This window comes from Stenotrophomonas sp. 05L413, from assembly GCF_056397945.1.
Window position 1 is genome coordinate 57,317 of sequence record NZ_JBFTOL010000004.1, and the last position, 23,581, is coordinate 80,897.

General features: G+C 68.2%; 24 protein-coding genes. 20 read left to right on the forward strand and 4 right to left on the reverse strand.

The window, feature by feature from the left end; translation table 11 throughout:
- Nucleotides 1-5: 5 nt before the first annotated feature.
- Nucleotides 6-1,421 carry a coniferyl aldehyde dehydrogenase gene (locus AC1DIQ_RS09510; protein WP_478049925.1) on the forward strand — a complete coding sequence of 472 codons (1,416 nt, stop codon included), beginning with the start codon at nucleotides 6-8 and terminating at the stop codon, nucleotides 1,419-1,421.
- 22 nt (nucleotides 1,422-1,443) lie between these two features.
- Here AC1DIQ_RS09510 and AC1DIQ_RS09515 read toward each other — a convergent pair whose 3' ends face one another.
- Together AC1DIQ_RS09515 and AC1DIQ_RS09520 are read right to left on the reverse strand one after the other, a co-directional pair.
- Nucleotides 1,444-1,959, reverse strand: coding sequence for a PH domain-containing protein (locus AC1DIQ_RS09515; protein WP_121040968.1), 516 nt, complete (start codon nucleotides 1,957-1,959; stop codon nucleotides 1,444-1,446).
- Nucleotides 1,960-2,214: 255 nt separating this feature from the next.
- Nucleotides 2,215-2,550 carry a hypothetical protein gene (locus AC1DIQ_RS09520; protein ID WP_478049926.1) on the reverse strand — a complete coding sequence of 112 codons (336 nt, stop codon included), beginning with the start codon at nucleotides 2,548-2,550 and terminating at the stop codon, nucleotides 2,215-2,217.
- A gap of 148 nt (nucleotides 2,551-2,698) precedes the next feature.
- Here AC1DIQ_RS09520 and xth point away from each other — a divergent pair, with 148 nt between their 5' ends.
- Entirely contained in the window at nucleotides 2,699-3,466 is a 768-nt protein-coding gene (gene xth / locus AC1DIQ_RS09525; protein WP_282262233.1) for an exodeoxyribonuclease III, read from the forward strand.
- A gap of 63 nt (nucleotides 3,467-3,529) precedes the next feature.
- Here the strand turns inward: xth and AC1DIQ_RS09530 are convergent, their stop codons facing one another.
- Entirely contained in the window at nucleotides 3,530-3,781 is a 252-nt protein-coding gene (locus AC1DIQ_RS09530; protein ID WP_121040962.1) for a GlsB/YeaQ/YmgE family stress response membrane protein, read from the reverse strand.
- Between the two features lie 90 nt (nucleotides 3,782-3,871).
- Here AC1DIQ_RS09530 and AC1DIQ_RS09535 point away from each other — a divergent pair, with 90 nt between their 5' ends.
- The 13 genes from AC1DIQ_RS09535 (at nucleotide 3,872) to AC1DIQ_RS09595 (ending at nucleotide 17,519) form a co-directional block, all read left to right on the forward strand.
- Nucleotides 3,872-4,471 carry a 4'-phosphopantetheinyl transferase family protein gene (locus AC1DIQ_RS09535; protein ID WP_152152065.1) on the forward strand — a complete coding sequence of 200 codons (600 nt, stop codon included), beginning with the start codon at nucleotides 3,872-3,874 and terminating at the stop codon, nucleotides 4,469-4,471.
- Nucleotides 4,472-4,521: 50 nt separating this feature from the next.
- Nucleotides 4,522-5,160 (forward strand): 16S rRNA (guanine(527)-N(7))-methyltransferase RsmG, encoded by a 639-nt coding sequence (gene rsmG / locus AC1DIQ_RS09540; protein WP_121040958.1) that lies wholly within the window; start codon nucleotides 4,522-4,524, stop codon nucleotides 5,158-5,160.
- A 200-nt stretch (nucleotides 5,161-5,360) separates the two neighbouring features.
- Nucleotides 5,361-6,158 carry a ParA family protein gene (locus AC1DIQ_RS09545; RefSeq protein WP_019185613.1) on the forward strand — a complete coding sequence of 266 codons (798 nt, stop codon included), beginning with the start codon at nucleotides 5,361-5,363 and terminating at the stop codon, nucleotides 6,156-6,158.
- Nucleotides 6,158-7,081 (forward strand): ParB/RepB/Spo0J family partition protein, encoded by a 924-nt coding sequence (locus AC1DIQ_RS09550; RefSeq protein ID WP_121040956.1) that lies wholly within the window; start codon nucleotides 6,158-6,160, stop codon nucleotides 7,079-7,081. Before AC1DIQ_RS09545 ends, AC1DIQ_RS09550 begins: the two co-directional genes overlap by 1 nt.
- A 35-nt stretch (nucleotides 7,082-7,116) precedes the next feature.
- Nucleotides 7,117-7,425: a helix-hairpin-helix domain-containing protein gene (locus AC1DIQ_RS09555; RefSeq protein ID WP_019185615.1), complete on the forward strand. Its 309-nt coding sequence runs from the start codon at nucleotides 7,117-7,119 to the stop codon at nucleotides 7,423-7,425.
- An 86-nt stretch (nucleotides 7,426-7,511) separates the two neighbouring features.
- Nucleotides 7,512-8,477 (forward strand): SDR family NAD(P)-dependent oxidoreductase, encoded by a 966-nt coding sequence (locus AC1DIQ_RS09560; protein WP_282262225.1) that lies wholly within the window; start codon nucleotides 7,512-7,514, stop codon nucleotides 8,475-8,477.
- An 87-nt stretch (nucleotides 8,478-8,564) separates the two neighbouring features.
- The gene (locus AC1DIQ_RS09565; protein WP_152152068.1) at nucleotides 8,565-9,287 is read left to right on the forward strand and encodes a glycosyltransferase family 2 protein; all 723 of its coding nucleotides are present in this window, start codon (nucleotides 8,565-8,567) and stop codon (nucleotides 9,285-9,287) included.
- The gene (locus tag AC1DIQ_RS09570) at nucleotides 9,287-9,628 is read left to right on the forward strand and encodes a lipid-A-disaccharide synthase N-terminal domain-containing protein (RefSeq protein ID WP_121040949.1); all 342 of its coding nucleotides are present in this window, start codon (nucleotides 9,287-9,289) and stop codon (nucleotides 9,626-9,628) included. Before AC1DIQ_RS09565 ends, AC1DIQ_RS09570 begins: the two co-directional genes overlap by 1 nt.
- Nucleotides 9,629-9,712: 84 nt before the next feature.
- Nucleotides 9,713-11,500 carry a DUF885 domain-containing protein gene (locus tag AC1DIQ_RS09575; RefSeq protein WP_282262220.1) on the forward strand — a complete coding sequence of 596 codons (1,788 nt, stop codon included), beginning with the start codon at nucleotides 9,713-9,715 and terminating at the stop codon, nucleotides 11,498-11,500.
- A 99-nt stretch (nucleotides 11,501-11,599) separates the two neighbouring features.
- Nucleotides 11,600-11,980, forward strand: coding sequence for a DUF2946 family protein (locus AC1DIQ_RS09580; protein WP_282262218.1), 381 nt, complete (start codon nucleotides 11,600-11,602; stop codon nucleotides 11,978-11,980).
- Nucleotides 11,981-12,034: 54 nt separating this feature from the next.
- On the forward strand, nucleotides 12,035-13,315 hold the full coding sequence (locus AC1DIQ_RS09585) for a TolC family protein (RefSeq protein WP_478049927.1): 1,281 nt from the start codon (nucleotides 12,035-12,037) through the stop codon (nucleotides 13,313-13,315).
- Nucleotides 13,312-14,301, forward strand: a complete 990-nt coding sequence (locus tag AC1DIQ_RS09590) for an efflux RND transporter periplasmic adaptor subunit (protein WP_478049928.1) — start codon at nucleotides 13,312-13,314, stop codon at nucleotides 14,299-14,301. The genes AC1DIQ_RS09585 and AC1DIQ_RS09590 overlap by 4 nt, the downstream gene beginning before the upstream one ends.
- 35 nt (nucleotides 14,302-14,336) lie before the next feature.
- Nucleotides 14,337-17,519 carry an efflux RND transporter permease subunit gene (locus AC1DIQ_RS09595; RefSeq protein ID WP_478049929.1) on the forward strand — a complete coding sequence of 1,061 codons (3,183 nt, stop codon included), beginning with the start codon at nucleotides 14,337-14,339 and terminating at the stop codon, nucleotides 17,517-17,519.
- An 84-nt stretch (nucleotides 17,520-17,603) separates the two neighbouring features.
- Here AC1DIQ_RS09595 and AC1DIQ_RS09600 read toward each other — a convergent pair whose 3' ends face one another.
- Entirely contained in the window at nucleotides 17,604-18,818 is a 1,215-nt protein-coding gene (locus AC1DIQ_RS09600) for a glycosyltransferase (RefSeq protein ID WP_478049930.1), read from the reverse strand.
- A 197-nt stretch (nucleotides 18,819-19,015) separates the two neighbouring features.
- Here AC1DIQ_RS09600 and AC1DIQ_RS09605 point away from each other — a divergent pair, with 197 nt between their 5' ends.
- The 5 genes from AC1DIQ_RS09605 to AC1DIQ_RS09625 are packed head-to-tail and all read left to right on the forward strand — an operon-like array spanning nucleotide 19,016 to nucleotide 23,531.
- Nucleotides 19,016-19,501: a hypothetical protein gene (locus tag AC1DIQ_RS09605; protein ID WP_121040937.1), complete on the forward strand. Its 486-nt coding sequence runs from the start codon at nucleotides 19,016-19,018 to the stop codon at nucleotides 19,499-19,501.
- Complete coding sequence (locus AC1DIQ_RS09610; protein ID WP_478049931.1) at nucleotides 19,498-21,225, forward strand: hypothetical protein; 1,728 nt, start codon at nucleotides 19,498-19,500, stop codon at nucleotides 21,223-21,225. Before AC1DIQ_RS09605 ends, AC1DIQ_RS09610 begins: the two co-directional genes overlap by 4 nt.
- Nucleotides 21,222-21,425: a hypothetical protein gene (locus AC1DIQ_RS09615; protein WP_121040933.1), complete on the forward strand. Its 204-nt coding sequence runs from the start codon at nucleotides 21,222-21,224 to the stop codon at nucleotides 21,423-21,425. The genes AC1DIQ_RS09610 and AC1DIQ_RS09615 overlap by 4 nt, the downstream gene beginning before the upstream one ends.
- The gene (locus AC1DIQ_RS09620) at nucleotides 21,422-21,970 is read left to right on the forward strand and encodes a hypothetical protein (protein WP_121040931.1); all 549 of its coding nucleotides are present in this window, start codon (nucleotides 21,422-21,424) and stop codon (nucleotides 21,968-21,970) included. Before AC1DIQ_RS09615 ends, AC1DIQ_RS09620 begins: the two co-directional genes overlap by 4 nt.
- Nucleotides 21,971-21,974: 4 nt before the next feature.
- The gene (locus tag AC1DIQ_RS09625; protein ID WP_121040929.1) at nucleotides 21,975-23,531 is read left to right on the forward strand and encodes an AAA family ATPase; all 1,557 of its coding nucleotides are present in this window, start codon (nucleotides 21,975-21,977) and stop codon (nucleotides 23,529-23,531) included.
- The last annotated feature ends 50 nt before the right edge of the window (nucleotides 23,532-23,581 follow it).

Consider the following 23,581-nt stretch of genomic DNA (forward strand, 5'->3'; position numbering starts at 1 on the left):
GGCCCATGAGCGATGCCCACACCGATCCCGCCGCGCTTCCCGCGATCCTGCAGACCCTGCGTACCGCCTGGCAGGCCAACCGCCCGACGCTGGAACAGCGCCGCGATGACCTGCAGCGCCTGCGCGCCGCCCTCAAGGCGCGCCTGCCGGAGATGGCCGCGGTGATCTCGGCCGACTTCGGCCACCGCTCCACCCACGAATCACTGATCGCCGACGGCATGACCGTGCTGGGCGATATCGATCACCTGTGCAGCCACCTGCGCGGCTGGATACGCCCGCGCCGGGTCGGCGTCGGCTGGCGGTTCTGGCCGGCGCGCGCCCAGACCCGGCCGGTGCCGCTGGGCGTGGTCGGGGTGATCTCGCCCTGGAACTACCCGGTCAACCTGGCCCTGATTCCGCTGGCGACCGCGATCGCCGCCGGCAACCACGTGATCCTCAAGCCGTCCGAGCACACGCCGCGCACCAGCGCCTTCCTGCAGTCGCTGCTGGCCGACGTGTTCCCCCCGGATCGGGTGGCGGTCGTGCAGGGCGATGGAGACCTCGCCAGCGCCTTGGCCGGCTCGCCGCTGGACCACCTGGTGTTCACCGGCTCCACCACCATCGGCCGCAAGGTCATGGCGGCCGCCGCCGAGCACCTGACCCCGCTCACGCTGGAGCTGGGCGGCAAATCCCCGGCCATCGTCTGCAGCGATTACCCGCTGGAGAAGGCGGCCGCGCGCCTGGCCACCGGAAAATTCTTCAATGCCGGCCAGACCTGCATCGCCCCGGACTACGTGTTGATCGACGGCCATCGCCAGCGCGAACTGGTGCAGCAACTGCAGACCCAGGTGCAGGCGCGCTATGGCGATTTCAGCGACGCCGCCGATTACACGCGCATCATCCACGACGGCCAGTACCAGCGCCTGCGTGGCTATCTCGATGAAGCCCGCGCGCGGGGCGTGCCGGTGATCGAACTGGCCACGGTCGATCCCGAGCGTGCGCAGCGCGAGCGGCTGATCGTGCCGACCATCGTGCTCGATCCGCCGGCCGATCTGGCCCTGATGCGCGAAGAGATCTTCGGTCCGATCCTGCCGGTCTGCGCGTATCCGGATCTGGACGCTGCCATCGCGGACGTGCAGTCCCGTGACCGCCCGTTGGCGCTGTACGTCTTCAGTCACGAACGTACGCAGGTGGAACGGGTGCTGGCGCAGGTCGTGGCTGGCGGCGTCACCGTCAACGACACGCTGCTGCATTTCGCGGTCAATGGGCTGCCGTTCGGCGGCGTCGGCCCGAGTGGCATGGGCGCGTATCACGCGCGTGCCGGCTTCGATGCGATGAGCAAGCAGCTGCCGATCCTGTGGCAGTCGCGCTGGGCCGCCAGCGATCTGCTCAAGCCGCCGTATTCGAAGATCGCCGGGATGTTGAAGGCGATGGTGCGGTGAGGGCCGCCGGCATGGACGCCCGCTACAGACGCCTGAGCGCGGCCAGGAACGCGTCGGGATCCTCCGGGGAGACCAGCAGCGTGTAACCGGCCGTCGTCGGCAGGATCACCACCCTGTCCGGATCCGTCACCGCGGCAAATGCCTTCCCGTTGCTGGTGCGGAACCACCCAAGTGAGAGGCCCGGCATGCCGATGCCATTGGTTCGCAAGGTCAGTGGGGTGTCGTTGCTGCCGGGCAGCCGTCGGCGTGCAGCGGAGAGATCAATCTGCGCCATCGGGACCGATACGGTGTACGCGCCGCCCCCCACGGTCAGGGTCGTGGCGTCCGCCGTCAGTCGGATCGCGCTGAGTTGCCAGACGCCAAGCAGGCCGATGATGACGGCAAGTGAGGTGGCGCCGAGTGCGGCTATCTGGGAAATTCTGTCCTGCCCGAAGAAGTAGACCGCCATGCCGACCAACAGCAGCGGGACGACGCCGATCAGCAGCACCGCAGCGAGCGTTTTGTAGTTCAGCGCGTGGAAGGCGAATTCAATGGGCATGGGGTGTCGGAACTCCTTCGGGCATATGTTGCAGTCACGGGCGGCATGTCGAGAATCTTCCTCCGGTCGACAACGATACAAGTGGGGAAGCTCCTCGCCTTGATGTGCGAAAGCACCTACAGAAATCGAGGCAGCTGCGACATTTATAGCGTGATATCCCCTTGCCCACTGGACAATGTGTTGCGCCGCTGGCCCCGGCGCCTCCGCTGGCGAGTGACGCTGCGGGTCAATCACGTCATGTGGCGCAAAGCACCCTCAACGCCCCGCCTGCGACGACCGGCCGTCGTGGAACCACGCATAGGCCGCAGCTTCCAGCTCGCCTTCCTCGGCGATCACCGAACCGTCCTCGTCCAGCAGGGGGTAGTGGCGCTGGTCACCGCCCAGCGCGGCGCTGCCATCCAGCCCGAGCAGCAGGGTGTACAGCGCGTCGGTGGTGAAGACATCGAGCATCTCCCGCAACTGGTGGGTCTGCTCGGGCGACAGGTCCATCGCGGCGATCCTTGCTGCGGACGCCGTGCCTGGGGTCCATACAGCGGCCAGCAGGCGCACTTTCTCGGCGTACCACTTTGCTACGAAAGCATCTGCATCCATGGGATATCTGCGCTACTGGGGTGACTCACAGCCTAGCGGGGGACGCAGACGTGTGGCAAAAATCTGCGTGCCCCGAGCACGTGAGGCTGCCGGCCAGCGGCCGGCACTACCGTGGCTGCCCGGCGCGCGCCACAGGTAGAATGCCCGCATGAAAATCGCCTCCTGGAACGTCAACTCGCTCAACGTGCGCCTGCCGCACCTGGAACAATGGCTCACGGCGTTCGCGCCGGACGTGGTCGGCATCCAGGAAACCAAGATGGAGGACCACAAGTTCCCCGACGCGGTGCTGGCCGGGCTGGGCTACCGCAGCGTGTTTGCCGGGCAGAAGACCTACAACGGCGTCGCGCTGCTCTCCCGCGAGCCGGCGCAGGACGTGCAGATCGGCATTCCCGGTTTCGAGGATGAGCAGAAGCGTGCCATCGCCGGCACCGTCAACGGCGTGCGCATCATCAACCTGTACGTGGTCAACGGCCAGGACGTGGGCACCGACAAGTACGCCTACAAGCTGCGCTGGCTTGAGGCCGTGCATGCCTGGGTCGAGGCCGAGTTGGCCAGGTACCCGGAGCTGGTGGTGATGGGTGACTTCAACATCGCGCCCGATGCCCGCGACGTGCACGACCCGCTGGTCTGGAACGAGAACCACATCCTGACCTCCACCGCCGAGCGCGGCGCCCTGAACAAGCTCCTCCAGCTGGGCCTGCACGATGCCTTCCGCCTGCACAGCGAGGAAGAGGGCGTGTTCAGCTGGTGGGACTACCGGGCGGCCGGCTTCCGTCGCAACCTCGGCCTGCGCATCGACCTGACCCTGGTCTCCGACGCGCTCAAGGCGCGCGCGCTGGGCTCGGGCATCGACCGTGAGCCGCGTACCTGGGAGCGCCCCAGCGACCACGCCCCGGCCTGGGTGCAGCTGGGCTGACGGCGGAAACAACAAGGCCCGGCAGTGCCGGGCCTTGTCGATCACACGTTGTACGTGCGTTCGTTACCGGACGCTTCGACGCGTAAACAGATTCACGATCGCGAGCAGGATCACGGCGCCGATCAACGAGTACAGGAAGGTGCGGATGGTGATCGCTTCATTGATGCCACCGCCGAAAAAGTAGCCGGCAATCAGCGCGCCGACGATGCCGACCACGATGTTCAGGATGATGCCCTGCTGTGCATCGCGCCGCATGATGATGCTCGCAAGCCAGCCCACGATACCGCCGACGATCAACCAGATGATGATGCCCATGACGTTGACTCCCAATAAGTGGATGGCACCGGGCCAGTTGACGGTACGTGCCGTGAAGTCACCGTGCAGTGCTCTTTTCGGGGTGTTCGCATGACCCTGCCGGCCACCCTGGACGGCCCGTGGCGCTTCGGCCCGGTCACGGTCTGGCGCCTGCCGCATGTGCCGGGCACCCGGGGCGAGCCTCAGGCCCGGGTGCTGCTGGCCGAGCAGCTGGGCGGGGCGCCGGAGGACCTGCCGCTGCAGCGCGACCCGCGCGGCCGGCCAGCGCTGCATGGCCCGTTGGCGCATGTCGGCACCGGCTGGAGCCACAGCCACGGGCAGCTGCTGGTCGCTCTCGGTGAAGGCGTCCGCCTCGGCGTTGACCTGGAACCCCTGCGCCCGCGCCCACGGATGCTGGACATCGTGCAGCGCTTCTTCCACCCGGCCGAGATCGCCTGGCTGGAATCGCTGGACGAGAACGCCCGCAACCATTGGTTCTTCCGCGTGTGGTGCGCCAAGGAAGCGCTGTTGAAGGCGCAGGGGCAGGGCATCTCCTTCGGTCTGCACCGGCTGCAGCTCGCGCCCGGCATCGACGGTGGCCTGCACCTGGCCTGGTGTGATCCGGAACTGGGCCCGGCCGAGCGCTGGCACCTGCACGAGTGGCAGGCGGCCGATGATTTCCGCGCCGCGCTGGCCTGGCATGCGATGTGAGATGGGCAGCCGACCAACGGTCGGCTCTACCGACCTGCGATAATGGTGCCATGACAGAACACACCCTCCCCGCTGGCGTGGCCGATGCGCTTGAGCGCGGCCTGGCCGCCATGCAGCTGGACGCCGCGCTGGCACCACCGCTGCTGACCTACCTGACCCTGCTCGACCGCTGGAACCGCACCTACAACCTGACCGCCATCCGCGATCCGCTGGAGATGGTGACCCGCCATCTGCTCGATTCGCTGGCGATGCAGCCGTACCTGGAGACCGGCACCTTGGCCGATCTGGGCACCGGCCCCGGGCTGCCGGGCATCCCGCTGGCGATCGCGCGCCCGCAGTTGCAGGTGACCCTGGTCGAGAGCAACGGCAAGAAAGCCCGCTTCATGCGCGAGGCCGTGCGCCAGCTGGGCCTGGGCAACGCCCGCGTGGCCGAGTCGCGTGCCGAGTCGCTGGCCGAACCGGCCGCCTACGACCACCTGACCGCCCGCGCGATGGATACCCTGGCCGGGATCATCCGGGTCGGTGGGCATCTGCTGCGCCCGGGCGGCCGCCTGCTGGCCATGAAAGGCGTGTACCCGCACGACGAGATCGCGCAGCTGCCGGCCGGCTGGTCGGTCGAGCAGGTGCTGCCCTTGAGCGTCCCTGGATTGACCGGCGAACGTCATCTGGTGGTGGTCATCGGCCCGTGAGCCGGTGACTTCGCTGCCCGCAGCGCCCGCCCCACGGTCGTCCCGCCCCTTCCCGCGATGGCCCCATGCGGCGTCGTCGGCGTGCCCGTGGGCGTCGCTGCGGCATTGCGGCGCGTGCCTGCCACGCATCTCACAGTGCATGACACGCCCCATATACGCATAATGACCAGTCCCACTCCCTGCCGATGAGGCTCACCCGCATGGCCCGCATCATCGCCATCGCCAACCAGAAAGGTGGCGTCGGCAAGACCACGACCGCCGTCAATCTGGCCGCCTCCCTGGCTGCTGCACCCAAGCGCGTGCTTCTTGTCGACCTCGATTCCCAAGGCAATGCGACCATGGGCAGCGGCGTGGACAAGCGCGAAGTCGCCGCCTCCACCTGTGACCTGCTGCTGGGCGAAAGCACCGCGGCCGAGGTCCGGGTCAAGACGCCGGAAGGTTTCGACCTGCTCCCGGGCAACATCGACCTGACCGCCGCCGAGATCCAGCTGATGGACCAGAGCGAGCGCGAGCAGCGCCTCAAGCGCGCGCTGGCCCCGATCCGTGACGAATACGACTACATCCTGATCGACTGCCCGCCGGCGCTGTCGCTGCTGACGCTCAACGCGCTGGCCGCCGCCGATTCGGTGATCGTGCCGATGCAGTGCGAGTACTACGCGCTGGAAGGCCTGAGCGCGCTGGTGGAAACCATCGAAGCGCTGCGTGCCAACCTCAATCCCGCGCTGGAGATCGAGGGGGTGCTGCGGACCATGTTCGATGTGCGCAACAACCTGGCCAACGCCGTGTCGGCCGAGCTGACCGAGCACTTCGGCGAGCAGGTGTTCCGCACCATCGTGCCGCGCAACGTGCGCCTGGCCGAGGCGCCCAGCCATGGCCAGAGCATCGTCGGGTACGACCGTGCCTCGCGCGGTGGCGTTGCCTATCTCGGCCTGGCCGGCGAGATCATCCGTCGCAACAACCAACGCAAGAAGGCCGACAAGGCCATGGAGACCGCCTGATGAGCACCAAGCCTGCCCTCGGCAAGAAACGCGGCCTCGGCCGTGGCCTCGACGCGCTGTTGGGGCCCAAGGGGGCGGTGACACAGGTGCAGGCGGCGGCCGTGGTCGAACCGCTGCCGGGTGAACGCCTGCGCAAGCTGCCGGTCGGTCATCTGCAGCCGGGCAAATACCAGCCGCGCCGCGACATGGACGAGACCAAGCTTGCCGAGCTGGCCGAGTCGATCAAGGCGCAGGGCGTGATCCAGCCGATCCTGGTCCGCCAGCTGGGCGCGGACAGCTTCGAGATCGTGGCCGGCGAACGCCGCTGGCGCGCGTCGCAGCTGGCCGGTCTGGATGAAGTACCGGTGGTGGTGCGCGAGCTGGAAGACCGCACCGTCATCGCGATGGCGCTGATCGAGAACATCCAGCGCGAAGACCTCAATCCGCTCGAAGAAGCCGAAGCGCTGCAGCGGCTGATCAGCGAGTTCGCCCTCACCCATGCCGAAGCCGCCCAGGCCGTCGGCCGCTCGCGCGCGGCGGTGTCCAACCTGCTGCGCCTGCTGGAGCTGCCGATCGCGATCCGCCTGCTGCTGGAAACCCGCCGGCTGGAAATGGGCCATGCCCGCGCGCTGCTCACCTTGGCACCGGAACTGGCCAGCAAGCTGGCCCAGGAAGCGGCCGACCAGGGCTGGTCGGTGCGCGAAGTGGAACACCGCGCGCAGCAGTTCGCTGCTGGCAAAGTGCCCGGCGCGCTGCGCAAGAAGCCCACCGCCGCCGCGCCGCAGGCCGATATCGCTTCGCTGGAAACCGAGTTGTCCGAGTCGCTGGGCGCCCGCGTGGCGATCGCCCATGGCCGTGGCGGCAAGGGCAAGCTGATCATCCATTACACCGACCTGGACACGCTGGATGGCGTGCTCGACCGACTTCGCGCACAGAAGGGCTGAGTCCCCCGCAGGCGTCAGAGGATTTCCCCCAACCAATGAACCCCACCAAGGTCGACCGCAACCATCTGTTGCGTCTGACCGACCTGCCGAATGTCGGGCCGGCCTGTGAGAAAGATCTCCGTCTGATCGGCATCCGCGTGCCAGCGCATCTGCGCGGTCGCGATGCCTACGACATGTACGCGCAGCTGTGTCTGCGCACCGGGGTGATGCACGACCCCTGTGTGATCGATGTATTTCTGTCGGTGCTGCGTTTCATGCAGGGCGAGGCGCCGCGGCCGTGGTGGGATTTCAGCAAGGAACGCAAGGCCACCCTGGCCAAGGAAGCGCCGCTCAGCCTCTGGTGAGGCGGGCCACCGGGATGCGCGGATCGCCACGCGTGCGTCCCGGCAAAACACTGTATTGATACGTGGCTGCATGACGGACAGACCCCATGACGATTCTCGTGACCGGCGCCGCCGGTTTCATCGGCGCCAACACCTGCAAGGCCCTGCTTGAGCGCGGTGAGCGCGTCGTCGGCCTGGACAACTACAACGATTACTACGATCCGCAGATCAAGCGCGATCGCGTGGCTGCGCTGTGCCCGGAGGCGGACATCCGCGTGCTCGACCTGACCGACCGCGACGGCCTGGCCGCGCTGTTCGACGAGGTCCAGCCGACCCGCGTCATCCACCTGGCCGCACAGGCCGGCGTGCGCTATTCGCTGGAAAACCCGCATGCCTACGTCGACAGCAACCTGACCGGCTTCGTCAACATGCTGGAACTGTGCCGCCATCGCGGCGTGACCCATCTGGTGTACGCCTCGAGCAGCTCGGTGTACGGCGATTCGGCGACCCCGCCGTTTTCCGAAGACCAGCGCATCGACAAGCCGCGCTCGCTGTACGCCGCGACCAAGGCCGCCAACGAGCTGATGGCCTACACCTATGCCCAGCTGTATGGCCTGCACGCCACCGGCCTGCGCTTCTTCACCGTGTACGGCCCGTGGGGCCGCCCGGACATGGCACCGCTGCTGTTCTCGCGCGCGGTCCTGGCCGGGCGGCCGATCGACGTGTTCAACGACGGAAAAATGCAGCGCGACTTCACACATGTCTCCGACATCGTGGATGGCATCCTCGGCGCGCTGGCGCATCCGTCCAGCGAAACGGTGCCGCACCGGGTGTTCAACCTCGGCAACCACACGCCGATCGAGCTGGAGCACTTCATCGGCGTCATCGAGGCGGCGGCCGGACGCCCGGCGCAGAAGGTCTACAAGCCGATGCAGCCCGGCGACATGGTCCGCACCATGGCCGATACCACGCGTGCGCATGACGCTTTCGGCTATGAACCGGCGATGCCGATCGAGCGCGGTCTGCCGCCGGTGGTGGCCTGGTGCCGCGAGTATTTCGGCGATCACGCCTGACACACACGCGCCGATTCATCTTCGGATAACCTCGGGTGCGGAAAATGCGCGCTCTTTTTCGATCCTGGCCATTCGCAGAGCCCGACCATGAGCCAACCCCAGTTGTCGGTCGTCGTCCCGGTCTTCAATGAACGCGACAACGTCACGCCCCTGATCCACGAGATCACCACCGCACTGCGCGGGCAGGTCGATTTTGAAATCGTCTATATCGACGACCACTCGCGCGACGACACCCTGGCGGTGCTGCAGGCCCTGAAGGCCACCACGCCGGAGCTGCGGGTGCTGCACCACGTCACCCAGAGCGGGCAGAGCACCGCGGTACGCAACGGCGTCAAGCACGCGCGCGCGCCGTGGATCGCCACCCTGGATGGTGACGGCCAGAACGACCCGGCCGACATCCCCAAGCTGCTTGCGGCCCGTGCCGCGGCCGCCACCGAGGTCAAACTGTTCGCCGGGTGGCGGGTGAATCGCCAGGATTCGGGCAGCAAGCGCTGGGCCAGCAAGTGGGCCAACGCGATCCGCGCGCGCATGCTGCGCGACGATACCCCCGATACCGGCTGCGGCATCAAGCTGTTCGAGCGCGCTGCGTTCCTGGAGTTGCCGTACTTCGACCACATGCACCGCTACCTGCCGGCGCTGATGCAGCGGGCCGGCTGGAAGACCACCAGCGTGCCGGTCAATCACCGGCACCGCACCGCCGGGGTCTCCAAGTACAACAACCTCGGCCGTGCCCTGGTCGGCATCCGTGATCTGCGCGGGGTGGCCTGGCTGATCACGCGCAGCAAGCGCACCGTCGTGGAAGAACGCTGATGGAACTGCACTGGCTCGATCAGCCGCTCACCTGGCTGTACTGGACCGGCCTGCATGTGACCGGCTGGAAGCTGATCGGCTACACCGGCGCGCTGATGTTCGGCGGCCGCTGGCTGGTCCAGTTCGTGGCCTCGCGCCGCGCCGGCAAGCCGGTGATCCCGCGCCTGTTCTGGTACATGAGCGTGGTCGGCAGCCTGATGACGCTGAGCTACTTCCTGTTCTCGGCCAAGCAGGACTCGGTGGGCGTGCTGCAGAATCTGTTCCCGGCCTTCACCGCGTTGTACAGCCTGAAGCTGGATATCGCGCACCGTGGGTGGAAGCGGGACAAGGCGACGCACTAGGGTCGGGCAGGACCTTTGATCCATGCACCGCCCGCCGGCTTGGTGCCATGATCGGGGTTTGCCGTCCCTCGGGAACCCTTGACCGTGAAATCACCGCTCGTTGCTGCGCTGCTGCTCGCCCTGGCCCTTCCCGCCGGCGCTGCCCTGGCTGCTCCTCCGGCTGCCCCGGCTGCCGCCCCGGCCAGCCTGGCCACTGAAAGCCCTGCCGATGCGCAGTTCCGCGCGATCTACGAGAAGGAATGGGCCTGGCGCGAAGCCGGCGGCGGTGAAGCCAGCGAAGACGGTGACGGCCCGGCCAATGCCACCCGCATGCCCGATGTCGGCGCCGCCGCGCAGCAGGGCCGGTTGAAGGTCTGGGACGACGTCCTGGCCCAGCTGGACAAGCTCGACACCCAGGCGCTCTCGGCCGAGAACCGCATCAACTACGCGATCTACCGCGACCAGGTGTTCAACCTGGCTGCCGAGGTGCGCCTGCGCGCCTACGAAATGCCGTTCAACGCGGACTCCTCGTTCTGGTCCAACCTGTCCTTCATGGCCCGGCGCGAGATGAAGACCGCGCAGGACTACCGCAACTACATCGCACGCCTGAACGATGTGCCGCGCTACTTCGAGCAGCAGACCGAGAACATGCGTGCCGGCCTCAAGCGCGGTTTCAGCGTGCCGCGTGCGGTGCTCGATGGCCGCGAGGTGTCCATCGCCACCGTGTCCGAACTGAAGGACCCGACCCAGTCGCCGCTGTACGCCCCGTTCAAGAAGCTGCCGGCCAGCATCCCGGCCGCCGAGCAGGCACAGCTGCAGGAACAGGCCCGCCAGGCCATCGGCGGCAGCGTGGTGCCGGCGTTCGCCAAGCTGCGCACCTTCTTCGTCAGCGAGTACGTGCCGCAGGCGCGCACCACCCTGGCCGCCGAGGCGATGCCGGGCGGCAAGGCGTACTACAAGCAGCAGATTCACGAATACACCACGCTGGACCTGACCCCGCAGCAGATCCACGAGATCGGGCTGAAGGAAGTCGCACGCATCCAGGCCGAGATGAACGGCATCATCCAGCAGGTCGAGTTCAAGGGCAGCTTCGCCGAGTTCCTGACCTTCCTGCGTACCGATCCGCAGTTCTACGCCAAGACCCCGGACGAGCTGTTGCACCGGGCGGCATGGATCTCCAAGCGCGTGGATGGCGTGATCGGCAAGTACATGACGCTGCCGCGTGCGCGCTTCACCATCGTGCCGGTGCCGCCGGACATCGCCCCGTTCTGGACCGCCGGCCGCGGTGGCATGGGCACCTACTGGCTCAACACCTACAACCTGCCGGCGCGGCCGCTGTACAACCTTCCCGCGCTGACCCTGCATGAGTCCGATCCGGGCCATGCCCTGCAGGGCGCGCTGGCGGCAGAGCAGGGCGAGCAGCCCGCGTTCCGCCGCAACAACTACATCTCCGCCTATGGCGAAGGCTGGGGCCTGTACTGCGAGAAGCTCGGCGTGGAGATGGGCATCTACGAAACGCCGTACGAGGATTTCGGCCGCCTCACCTACGAGATGTGGCGCGCCGCGCGCCTGGTGATCGATACCGGCGTGCACCACAAGGGCTGGACCCGCGAGCAGGCGCTGTCCTACCTGCGCGACCACACCGCGCTGAGCGAGCACGAAGTGACCACCGAAGTGGATCGCTACATTTCCTGGCCGGGTCAGGCGCTGAGCTACAAGCTCGGTGAGATCGCGATCGTGCGCCTGCGCGCGCAGGCCGAGCAGGAGCTGGGCGACCGCTTCGACGTCAAGGCCTTCCACGACGCCGTGCTCAGCCAGGGCTCGGTGCCGTTGCCGGTGCTGGAGGCGCAGATCCAGGCCTTCATCGCCCAGCGCAAGGCCGCCGCCAGCTGAGGTGCGCGGAGCCGGCCATCGCGCCGGCCCCGGCCAACGTGAACCAAGCGGCCGGGCTGCGATTGTGTAACGGCTTCACGCCCGGCTACCCTGCGGGCCATGTTCCGTCGTGCCCGCCCGCGTCCGTCCCTGCTGCTCCGCCTGCTGATGCTGGTGGTGGTCGGTGTGGGCGTGTTCGGCAGCTCGCTGGCCTCGGCCCTGGCCGATATCCACCTGACCGTGCACGCAGACAGCAGCGAGCTGCACGGCACGGCCGATGACACGGCCGGCGCTGCATCCAGCGACGACGACGGCAACGAAGACTGGCTGCATGCCCTGGTGCATTGCGGCCACTGCCATGGCCATGGCGGCGTGCTGCCGATGGCCGCGATGGCCTGGAGTCTGCCGGCGCCCCCCAGCCATGGGGTCCCTGCCGGGTTGATCGCGCAACTGCGCACCCAACCGCCCGAGAACCTGCTGCGTCCTCCGATAGCGATCTGATGCCCTGCGGCCGCGTGCCGCCGTTTGCCCTCTGATCGCTTTCTGGAGACTCCCATGTGGATGCGTCTGGCAGCCTTGGCTGCCATTGCGTTCGTGCCGTGCGTGTACGCACAGGGCACGACACCTGCTGCACCGTTGACCCTCGACGACGCCATCGCGCGCGTCGCCCAGTACCACCCCGATCTGCGCCTGGCGCAGGCCCAGCGCCCGGTGTGGGAAGCCCGCCGTGACGCGGCCGGCCTGTCGCCCCCTTTGACCGTGGGCGTGGAGCTGGAGAACGCACTCGGCAGCGGTGACACCCGCGGCTTCGATGCCGCCGAAGTCACCGTCACCCTGGCCGGCGTGCTGGAACGCGGTGGCAAGCGGGATGCCCGCCGCGCCGTGGCCCAGGCCAACCTGGACAGCCTGGCCCCGCAGCGCGAAACCGCGCGCCTGGACCTGATGGCCGAGGTCGCCCGCCGCTACCTGGCAGTGACCGACGCGCGCCAGCAGCTGCGCATTGCCGAGACCGATATCGAGCAGCGCAGGCGCGCTGTCGCCGCCGCGCGGCTGCGCCTGCAGGCCGGCGCCTCGCCCGAATCGGTGCTGCTGACCGCGCAGGCGATGTTGGCCCAGGCCGAACTGGACCGCGATCGCGCCCGGCAGATGGATCAGTCCGCACGTGCGTCGCTGTCGGCGTTGTGGCGCCAGCGCGAGCCCGGTTTCGACGTGGTCACCGGCGATCCGATGCAGCTGCCCGCGCTGCAGGACTTCGCCGTGCTCGCCGAGGAACTGCAGCGCACTCCGGAACTGGCGGTGCTGGCCGGTGAGCGCCGCATCCGCGAAGCGCAGGTGCAGCTGGCCCGCACCCAGGCACGGCCCGATGTCAGCTGGCAGGTGGGCGTGCGCAACAGCCGCGATACCCGCGACACCTCCCTGGTGGCCGGTTTCAGCCTGCCGCTGGGCAGCGTGCGCCGTGCCGACCCGGAGATCCGCGCGGCCGAGGCCGAACTGGCACTCAACAGCGTCGAGCGCGACGCGCGCGCGCTGCAGCTGTACGCCACCCTCGCTGAAGCGCACGGCCGCTACCTGACCTCGCGGCTGGAAGTCACCCGCATGGCGCGCGACGTGCTGCCGCAGCTGCAGCGTGCCGAGAACGCTGCCGAGAAGGCCTGGCGTGCCGGCGCGATCAGTTACATGGAATGGGCGCAGCTGCAGGCGATGCGGATCGACGCACGCCAGCGCCAGCGTGAGGCGGCCATCGCCGCACAGACCGCCCTGATCGAACTCCAGCGCCTGACCGGCCAGAGCATGGTCGCCGCAACCGACACCGTGTCCACGGAGGACCGCCGATGACCCTTTTCCAGATCCGTACCGCGCTGGCCGCCAGCCTGTTGATCGCGCTGATGGCGCTCACCGGCTGCGGCAGCAGTGACCCCGCTGCGGCGCCGGCCGAGGCGGCCGCGACGGACGCCGGCCATGGCGAGGCCGGGCATGACGATGATCATGACGATCACGAGGCACCGGAAAGCACCACCATCACCGCGGCCATGGCCGAGCAGGCGGGCATCCGCGTGGCACCTGTCGTCGCCGGCACCATTGCCGACGAGCACGACGTGCAGGGCCTGTTGACCCCGGTCGATGGCCGCGTCGCGCAGGTGATGGCGCGCTTCCCCGGCCCGATCCGTTCGCTGCGCGCCAATGTCGGCGACCGCGTGCGCGCCGGCCAGGTGCTGGCCAGCATCGAGAGCAACCTGAGCCTGACCACCTACACCGTGACCGCACCGATCGGTGGCGTGGTGCTCGCGCGTCAGGCGCAGGTGGGTGGGGTGGCGGGCGAGGGCACGCCGTTGTTCGAGATCGGCGATCTGTCCACGCTGTGGGTCGACCTGCATATCTTCGGCAACGACACCCAGCACATCACCGCCGGCGTGCCGGTCACTGTGTCACGCATGACCGACGGCGTGAGCCAGGCCACCACGCTGGAACGCGTGCTGCCCGGCACCGCCACCGCCAGCCAGAGCACGGTCGCCCGCGCCACGCTGCGCAACGATGACGGCCAATGGCGGCCCGGCGCCGCGGTCAAGGCGCGCATCGTGGTGGCCACCACGCCGGCCGCACAGGTGGTGCCGCTGAGCGCGTTGCAGACGATGGATGGCAAGGACGTGGTGTTCGTGCGCGAAGGAGATACCTACACCGCGCGTGCGGTGACCCTGGGGGCGCGCGATGCGGGCAGGGTCGAAGTACTCAGCGGCCTGACCGTCGGCGAAGACGTCGTGGTCGAGCAGAGCTACGTGGTCAAGGCCGACATCGGCAAGGCGGGGGCATCGCATGAACATTGACGTGCTGCCGCGCCCCGCATCCGGAGGGCGCCACCATGCTTGAGCGCATCATCCGCGCCGCCATCGCCCATCGCTGGTTGATGATGGCCCTGACGTTGGTGCTGATCGTCATCGGCAGCTGGAGTTTCACCCAGCTCCCAATCGACGCCACCCCGGACATCACCAACGTCCAGGTGCAGATCAATACCGCGGCCCCCGGCTACTCGCCGCTGGAAACCGAACAGCGCATCACCTACCCGGTGGAGACGGTGATGGCCGGCCTGCCGGCGATGGAGCAGGCACGCTCGCTGTCGCGCTACGGGCTCTCTCAGGTGACCGTGGTCTTCAAGGACGGCACCGACATCTACTTCGCCCGCCAGCAGGTCGCCGAACGCCTGCAGCAGGTCAAATCGCAGATTCCCGACGGCCTGGATCCGCAGCTGGGACCGATCTCGACCGGTCTCGGCGAGATCTTCATGTACACCATCGATGCCGATCCCAAGGCACGCAAGGCCGATGGCACGGCGTACACCGCCACCGACCTGCGCACCCTGCAGGACTGGGTGATCCGGCCGCAGCTGCGCAACGTGCCCGGCGTGACCGAGGTCAACACCATCGGTGGCTTCCAGCGTCAGGTGCACATCACCCCGGATCCGGCGCGGCTGCGCGCGCTGGGCTTCACGTTGGAGGACGTGGCGCAGGCGGTGGAGACCAACAACCAGAACGTCGGCGCCGGCTACATCGAACGCAACGGCCAGCAGTTCCTGGTGCGCATTCCCGGCCAGGTCGCCAACCTGGAGGAGATCGGCAACATCGTGCTGGCCCGCCGCGAAGGCGTGCCGATCCACGTGCACGACGTCGCCCAGGTGCAGGACGGACCGGAGCTGCGCAGTGGTGCGGCCACCCAGAACGGCCATGAAGTGGTGATGGGCACCGTGGTGATGCTGATCGGGGCCAACAGCCGCGACGTCGCCCAGGCCGCGGCGGCGCGTCTGCAGCAGGCGCAGGCCAGCCTGCCGGAGGGCGTCACCGTCACCGCCAGCTACGACCGCACCGCGCTGGTCGACCGCACCATCGCAACGGTCGCCAAGAACCTGATCGAAGGCGCCTTGCTGGTGATCGTGGTGCTGTTCCTGCTGCTCGGCAATTTCCGCGCGGCGTTGATCACGGCCGCGGTGATTCCGCTGGCGATGCTGTTCACGCTGACCGGCATGGCCCGTGGCGGCGTCTCGGCCAACCTGATGAGCCTGGGTGCGCTGGATTTCGGTCTGATCGTCGATGGGGCGGTGATCATCATCGAGAACTGCCTGCGCCGCTTCGGCGAACGCCAGCACGCGCTCGGCCGCGACATGACCCGCGATGAACGTTTCGCCGAAACCGCCAGCGCCACCGCCGAGGTGATCCGCCCGAGCCTGTTCGGGCTGGGCATCATCACCGCGGTGTACCTGCCGATCTTCGCGCTCACCGGCGTGGAAGGAAAAATGTTCCACCCGATGGCGATCACCGTGGTGCTGGCCCTGACCGGTGCGATGGTGCTGGCACTGACCTTCGTACCCGCCGCGATCGCGCTGTTCCTCGGCGGCCGCGTGCAGGAGAAGGAAAACCGCCTGATGGCCTGGGTGCGCCGGCGCTATGAACCGATGCTGGCCTTTGCCCTGCGGCGCGGCCGCTGGATGGTCGCCGGTGCGCTGGTGCTGGTGATCGGTTGTGGACTGCTGGCCACGCGGCTGGGCAGTGAGTTCGTGCCGAACCTGGACGAAGGCGATGTCGCCATGCACGCCATGCGCATCCCCGGGACCAGCCTGACCCAGTCCATCGAGATGCAGAAGCAGATCGAGAACCGGCTGGTGCAGTTCGCCGAGGTGGACAAGGTGTTCTCCAAGATCGGCACGCCGGAGGTCGCCTCCGACCCGATGCCGCCATCGGTCGCTGATACCTTCATCATGATGAAACCGCGCAAGGCCTGGCCGGATCCACGCAAATCGCGTGCGGCACTGCTGGCCGAGCTGGAGGAGGCGGTCGAGCAGCTCCCCGGCAACAACTACGAGTTCACCCAGCCGATCCAGATGCGCACCAACGAGTTGATCTCCGGCGTGCGTGCCGACGTGGCGGTGATGCTGTTCGGCGACGATCTGGACACGCTGCTGTCGGTCGGCAAGCGGATCGCGGCGGTGGCCGGCACGGTGCCGGGCGCGGCCGACGTGCGGGTGGAGGAAACCAGCGGCCTGCCGCTGCTGACCGTCACGCCGAATCGCACCGCGTTGGCCGGTTATGGGTTGAATCCAGGGCAGGTGCAGTCCACCGTGGCCACCGCGGTGGGCGGCCAGGTGGCAGGGCAGTTGTTCGAAGGCGACCGTCGTTTCGACATCGTGGTGCGCCTGCCTGAAGCACTGCGCCAGGATCCGGCCGCACTGGCGGACCTGCCGGTGTCGCTGGAACCCGCGCTTGCGGATGCGGCCGATGAATCCAGCAGAGCAGGCAGCTGGACCAGTGGCAGTGCACGCACGGTGCCGTTGCGTGAGCTGGCGACCTTGAGCAACAGCGAAGGGCCGAACCAGATCAACCGTGAGAACGGCAAGCGCCGGATCGTGGTCACCGCCAACGTGCGCGACCGCGACCTCGGCGGGTTCGTCGGCGAGCTGCAGCAGACGATCGGGCGCGATGTGCAGGTGCCCAACGGCTACTGGATCGAGTACGGCGGCAGCTTCGAGCAGCTGATCTCGGCCAGCCAGCGCCTGTCGATCGTGGTGCCGGTGACGCTGGCGATCATTTTCGCACTGCTGTTCTGGGCGTTCGGCTCGGTCAAGGATGCGGCCATCGTGTTCAGTGGCGTGCCGCTGGCGCTCACCGGCGGCGTACTCGCGCTGGCCCTGCGGGGCATTCCGCTGTCGATCTCGGCCGGCGTGGGCTTCATCGCGCTGTCCGGTGTGGCGGTGCTCAACGGTCTGGTGATGATCAGCTTCGTGCGCAGCCTGCGCGAGCACGGCATGCCGTTGCCGCAGGCGGTGCGCGACGGTGCCCTGGGCCGGCTGCGCCCGGTGCTGATGACCGCGCTGGTGGCCTCGCTCGGCTTCGTGCCGATGGCCTTCAACGTCGGCGCCGGCTCGGAGGTGCAGCGTCCGCTGGCCACCGTGGTGATCGGCGGCATCGTCTCGTCGACGTTGCTGACCCTGCTGGTGCTGCCGGTGCTGTACCGGTGGCTGCACCGGAAGGACGCCGCCGCACCGGTCGCTGGGTAGCACCGGGTCGTCGGGCGCTGCCCGACCGTTGGTCGGGTGAACCCGCAGGCGGCACGCCATCCGCCGTGCACGCCATGGTCGCGGTCATCGAGGTGACAGATACGCCTCGATCGCCGCGACGCCAACGGCCACGCCGTCTTCGACCGTCATCGCCCGGCCAAGCGCGACGGCACGCGAGCGCGTGTCGGCCCGCTCGGCAACGGCAATGGCACTGGCCAGCCGGGTGGCGTCCAACCGCTTCGGCGACAGTGCTGCCGGTGCCACGCCCAGCACGTGCAGCCGATCTGCCCAGAAGAACTGGTCGGCGGCGAACGGCATCACCAGCGACGGCACACCGGCACGGCAGGCCGAATGCGTGGTGCCGCTGCCGCCGTGATGGATGATCAGCGCGCAGCGCGGGAACAACGCCTCGTGCGGGGTCGGCCCGATCACGAACACGTTGGGCGGCAGGGGAGCACTGGGCAGCCCGGCCCAGCCGGGGAACAGCAGCATCCGCCGCGGCGCCAAGGCCGCCAGCAGCGCGGGTAGCACCTGGTCGCGATCAAAGCCGGTCATGCTGCCGAAGCCGAGGTAGACCGGGGCGGGGCCGGCCTCCAGGAAGGCCTGCAGATCCGGCGGCGGCTTCCAGCCACGCTCGGGTGCGCGCCACTGGCCGCAGATCTGGTGGTTGTCCGGCCAGTCCGGCGGCGGTGGCAGCAGCCTGGGCGAGATGCCGTACAGCATCGGCAGATCCCGCCAGGGGGAGGCGCGCCTCGGCATCCCCAGTGCCTTGCGGGCCGCGTTGATCGGGCGGCGGAAGGTACGCCACACCGCGTGGTTGACCAGGGTGTAGCTGAGCCGGTTGAGCCCCCCCGGCAAGCGCAGCCGGGGCAGGAACGGGGAGGGGAAGCTGGCCGTTGGGGTCAGCGGGATCATCCCGGTGCCGATCACCGGCAGCCCGTGGTGCTCGGCCACGGTCAGGCCGACGAAAGCGGCCAGCCCGCCGGTCAGCACGGCATCGCATCCGGCGGCAGCGGCATCGGCCTGACGCATCCAGCCGGGCACGTGCCGTTGCGCCATCCGCGCCAGACCCCGCGAGGCGGCGAGACGGGCGTTACCGCGCGAGACCAGCGCCACCACCTCGTCATGGATGTCGCCTTCCAGCGCGGCATGCGGGACGCCCAGCTCGCGCGCGCTGCCCAGCGTGCCGCGCTCGGCCAGCAGCAGCACCTCATGGCCCGCGGCGATCAATCCATGGCAGAGCATCACCAGCGGGCGGGTGTCGCCTTCGGTGCCGTAGGTCAGGGCGAGCAGCTTCATGGGCGGTACTTCGGGAAGACGGCACGCCAGGTCATTGCGGGGATCTTCATGCGGGCTGTCCTTCTCAGGTGCCCAGCCTAGCGCAGGCACCGGTGACGACCGCATCGTTCACGCGCGCATCGCATTGGAACGGCACGGCATCTCTGCTACTTTCCGCCTCGGAACGACCGCGCTCGCGGTGTCGCAGGAAGCAGGGAATGGCTCGCAATCTGTTGTTTGGCAAGGAGGCCGCTACCGCGGGCCTGTCTGTCGCCACGCGCTCTCAGGCACGCACCACCACGCTGGGTGCGGCCTCGCTCGACAGCCGCCTCCGGCAGAAGCGATCGCCCGCGTACGTGCAGGCCATGACCAGGGTCGATGTCGGCGGTCACGTGCACGATCGCGACGCATTGGCGGCGCTGAAGCAGCTGGTCGCCGCGGAGCTCGGCGAGATCGCCCTGGAGGATCGCCTGCTCGGCATCGTCAGCCGTTGCATGCTGGGTCATCCCTATGAGGTCCATACACTGGACATGACCGGGCAGATCATCGAGCACTTCAAGATCGGCCACACCCTGCCGCTAACGCTCGAACGGGCACGCGCGCTGGCCCTGCATCCGTCCTACGCCTTCATCGAGGTGTACGCGAACCGGATGGTCACCGTCAGCGACTCCGGCCAGACCGCCGTCATCGAAGGAACGACATGAGCACACAACGCATCATCCATATGGCGGACCTGTCCGCCATCAACAGCAGCCTGCGCTCGCTGGGGCAGGATCTGGACGCTTTGCATACCCAGGCCCACGCGATCCAGAGCGATGTGGGTGCCACCCGCAGCGAACTGGCGCGCCTGGAAAAAGCGTTCATGGATTTCGTCGCGGCGGACCTGAAAGCCAAGGAACTGTCGCTGGCCGAAACCCGGCAGGTGAAGATCCGCCAGGAGCTGGAAAACCGGTTCGGCCACTACGCCGAGGTCCGCCGCCAGACCACCGGCATCCTGCAGGCGGCCGACATCAGCCTGGTCCGGCAGGACACCATCCGTGCCGCCAGTGAGAACCTCATGCTGGCGGCGCCCGGCTACTGGCTGGCCCCGGCACTGGTGGCGCTGGCCGCGTGGCTCAATGACCAGCAGGATCTGGCGCAGCGTGCGCTGGCCGAGGCCATCCGTCGCGATGACGAGAAAACCAGCCTGCTGTTCTCTCTCGTCAGCCGCCGCGCGGGTCGCCTGTCGGCCGCCCAGCAGTGGATGGACCGTTATCTGGGCATGCAGAACCCGGTGGAACTGGACCGCCAGACCGTGGTGCTGATCGACGCGATCGCCGGCGGTGTGTTCGGGGTGGAGACCGCCCGCATCTGTGTGGCCCGCACCAATGAATGGATCGAAGAACTGGCCCAGCGGGCCGGCTTCGTGGAGGCCCAGCGCAGCCAGTGGATCGACGCGCTGCGCTCCAAGACCCCCAATGGCGACGACAGCGCCCGCTACCCGCACCTGCAGCGCTTCAGCCCGACCTGGCCGGCCCTGCAGGACTCGCTCAATGCCACGGCGACCCACGCGGCCGTCACCCGGCATTTCCAGAGTGTGTTCAGCGGCGATGTACGTGCCACGGCCGGGCTGGCGGCGGATGTGGATGCGCTGCTGACCAAGCTGGTCTCGCACTTCGATGCCGAAGAGCTGCCGCTGCGGCGCGATGAAGCCCTGTGCAAGCTGATCATCGATGAGAACGGTGACCGCCCCGCGGCCGACCGTCGCTTCCAGCTGCAGGACCCGGCACTCGAGCACCGCATCAGCTTCACCCAGTTGCTCACCAACGCCGCGATGCACCCGGAAACCTCGCAGGCTTCGCGCGCCACCCAGCGCTTTGCCACCGCCCAGTCGCGCAGCTGGATTCTGGAAGCGCACCACGATCTCACTGCCAGCATCCGCCAGGCGATCCCGACCGAGGTGGAGGTCACGCTGGATGCCTGGCAGGGCAGCACCCGCGATGGCAGCAACCAGGTTGAATTGGAGACCTCGCTCAATGCGCACGTTGACACCGGGCTGGCCCAGGCGCTGGCCGGCGTGAAGCTGCGCTTCCAGCACTGGGCTGTCCTGGTGCTGGGTGTCCTGCTGCTGGTGATGACCATTGGCAACGTCATCGGCATGGTGATCGCCGCGCTGATGCTGCTCTGGGTCGGCATGGCCTACAAGAATCTGGAAAAGACCCGTGAAACGGTCCGTGCCGACTTCGCGCGCCAGCGTGAGCAACTGCAGAACGCGCTCAAGGCCTGCATGGCCGAAGTCGTGGAAGTGCGGCGTGATCTCGCCGCGCGCGATGCCCAGTCTGCCGAGTTGACCGCGTTGCTGGAGTCGATCACGCCCGAGCAGTTCACCCTTGGCGGTCATGACACTACCCGCCGCATTCTTGCCGCCACCGCTGAGGCCCGACCATGACCCGTTCCCTGCTCGATGCTTCCGCCGTGCCGCCGCCGCTGCCCGCCCAGGACGCCCTTCCACCGCCGCTGAACAACGCCGCGGTGGCCGCGCCGCCAATCACCGTTGCCGCCCCGGATGCGCTTGCCGGTGCCCTGCCTGGCTGGGACCTGCTGCCGAAGACCGGTTTCGTACGCCGCAAACGCGCCTCGCACGGATGACACTGCCGGTTCCGCGCACCTATGCCGAATGGAGCCAGGTCCTGGATGCGTTCAGCGAAGGGGGTCGCGAAGCCGAGGCGCTCGCGGCCATGGCAGCCGGGCGGCTGGACTGGACCCCCGGCGTGGCGCAGTTGTTCACCGACCGGGTGACCACGCTGCTCGACCTGCGGCTGAAGCAATGCAGCGCTCGTCTGCAGCGCGATCTGGGGGATCGGGCCGATGAAGTGACCCTGGTGCGCGCGCTGCTGGACGCGCGTCGGCATTTCAGCGTGCTGCATCAGCTGGCCTCGCTGGCGACGCTGCCTGAATCGCTGCGCGCGTTCCTGCGCGATGAACTGGTCCGCATCACCGCCAGGATGCAGGCCGACCTGGAAGCCAACGCACGCACGCTGCGCTGCGACCGCACCCTGCGCGCGGTGCGCTACAACAGCCTGTGCCACTACCGGCCGGCCGCGCTGGATGCTGCCGCGCCGCCGCCACTCCCGTCTGCTTCACCTGCCGATGGCCCCGCTGTAGCGGGCCGCCGGCGAACCTTGATGATCTGAATCCATGAGCGATACCCGCGAGTTCCATGCCACGCTGACCCGCTACCTGAAAGCGCGCGTGCCCTTCATCTCCATCCGCAGCACCGAACGCGCGCGGGTGCTGGATATCCTGCGTGACGTCGCCGGTGCGCTGAGTGCGCCGTTCTATGTACACACGCTCTCGCAGGGAACGCGCGAGCTGGCGACAGGGCGGATCGTCAACGAAGACCGCTCGGTCATCGGCGCGGTCGACTTCGCCAGCCAGCAGATGGCGCAGCGGCAGAACCTCAGTTTCGTGTTGACCGAAGTGTCCGACCTGGAGGACGACACGCCCTCGGCGCGGCAACTGATCGATGTGGCGATGCTGGCGGCCGACCACGGCGGCTCGCTGGTCGTGGTCACCAGCAAACCGGTGTTCGGCCAGCTGCAGCGCCTGGGGATGTCGCTGGTGCTGTCGCCGCCCACCGAAGACGAGATGGCGGCGATCATTCACGAACAGATCGATCCGTACCGCAGCCAGTTCCAGATCGAGTGGGACGACGCCGACATCCGCCAGGCGGCGGCCATCCTGGCCGGCATCTCGCGGTTGGAGGCGGAGAACATCATCGCCACGCTGCTGGTCAACGGGCGTATCGACAAGAATGATCTGGTCGAGTTGATGCACGCCAAGGACCGCATCTTCGCCGACATTTCCGGCATCGAGCGCGTGCCGGTGCGCGGGGGCGATCTGAGTGTGGGTGGCCTGGGTGGCCTCAAGAGCTGGCTGGCACGCGAACGGCCGTTGCTGACCGCTGATCTGCGCGAGCGCGGCATCCGTCCGCCGCGAGGCGTGCTGCTGGTCGGCGTACCGGGCTGCGGCAAATCGCTGTCGGCCAAGGCCATTGCCCAGGACTGGCAGTTGCCGCTGTACCGCCTGGACCTGTCCACCATCCACGGCCAGTACCTGGGCCAGAGCGAAGGCCGCCTCAAGGAAGCGCTTGCCACGGCGGATCACGTGGCGCCCTGCGTGCTGTGGATCGACGAGATCGAAAAGGGCCTGGCCGGTGCCACCGGGGGCGGCGACGGCGGCACCTCGACCCGTCTGGTCGGCCAGTTCCTGTACTGGCTGCAGGAAGCCCGTACCCGCGTGTTCGTGGTGGCAACCGCCAACGATGTGTCCAAGCTGCCCCCGGAGCTGCTGCGCCGGGGCCGGTTCGACGAGCTCTTCTTCGTCGACCTGCCGACCGCGCCGGAACGCCGCGACATCATCGGCATCTACGCCCGCCGGGGCCTGCAGCAGCGCGAACTGGCGCCGGCGCTGCTCGACGAGCTGGTCGAACTGTCCGAGGGCTTTGCCGGCTCGGACCTGGAATCGGCGGTGCGTGAGGTGGTGAAAGAGGCCTACCTGAAGGGCGATGCCGTGGTCACCGATGCGCTGTTCCGGCGCAGTTTCCAGAACGTGGTGCCGTTGTCGCGGACCGCACCGGAGCAGATCGAGAACATCCGCGCCTGGGGCCGTGAACGGGCGGTGCCGGCCTCGGGCGAGCCGATCGCGGCCAGCACCCCGGCCGCCGGGCGGCCGCGCCGCGCCGTTCTGGCATGAGCGACCGGGCCGGCAGGCCCTGCCGGCCTCGGTTGCGCCATCAGGGCCAA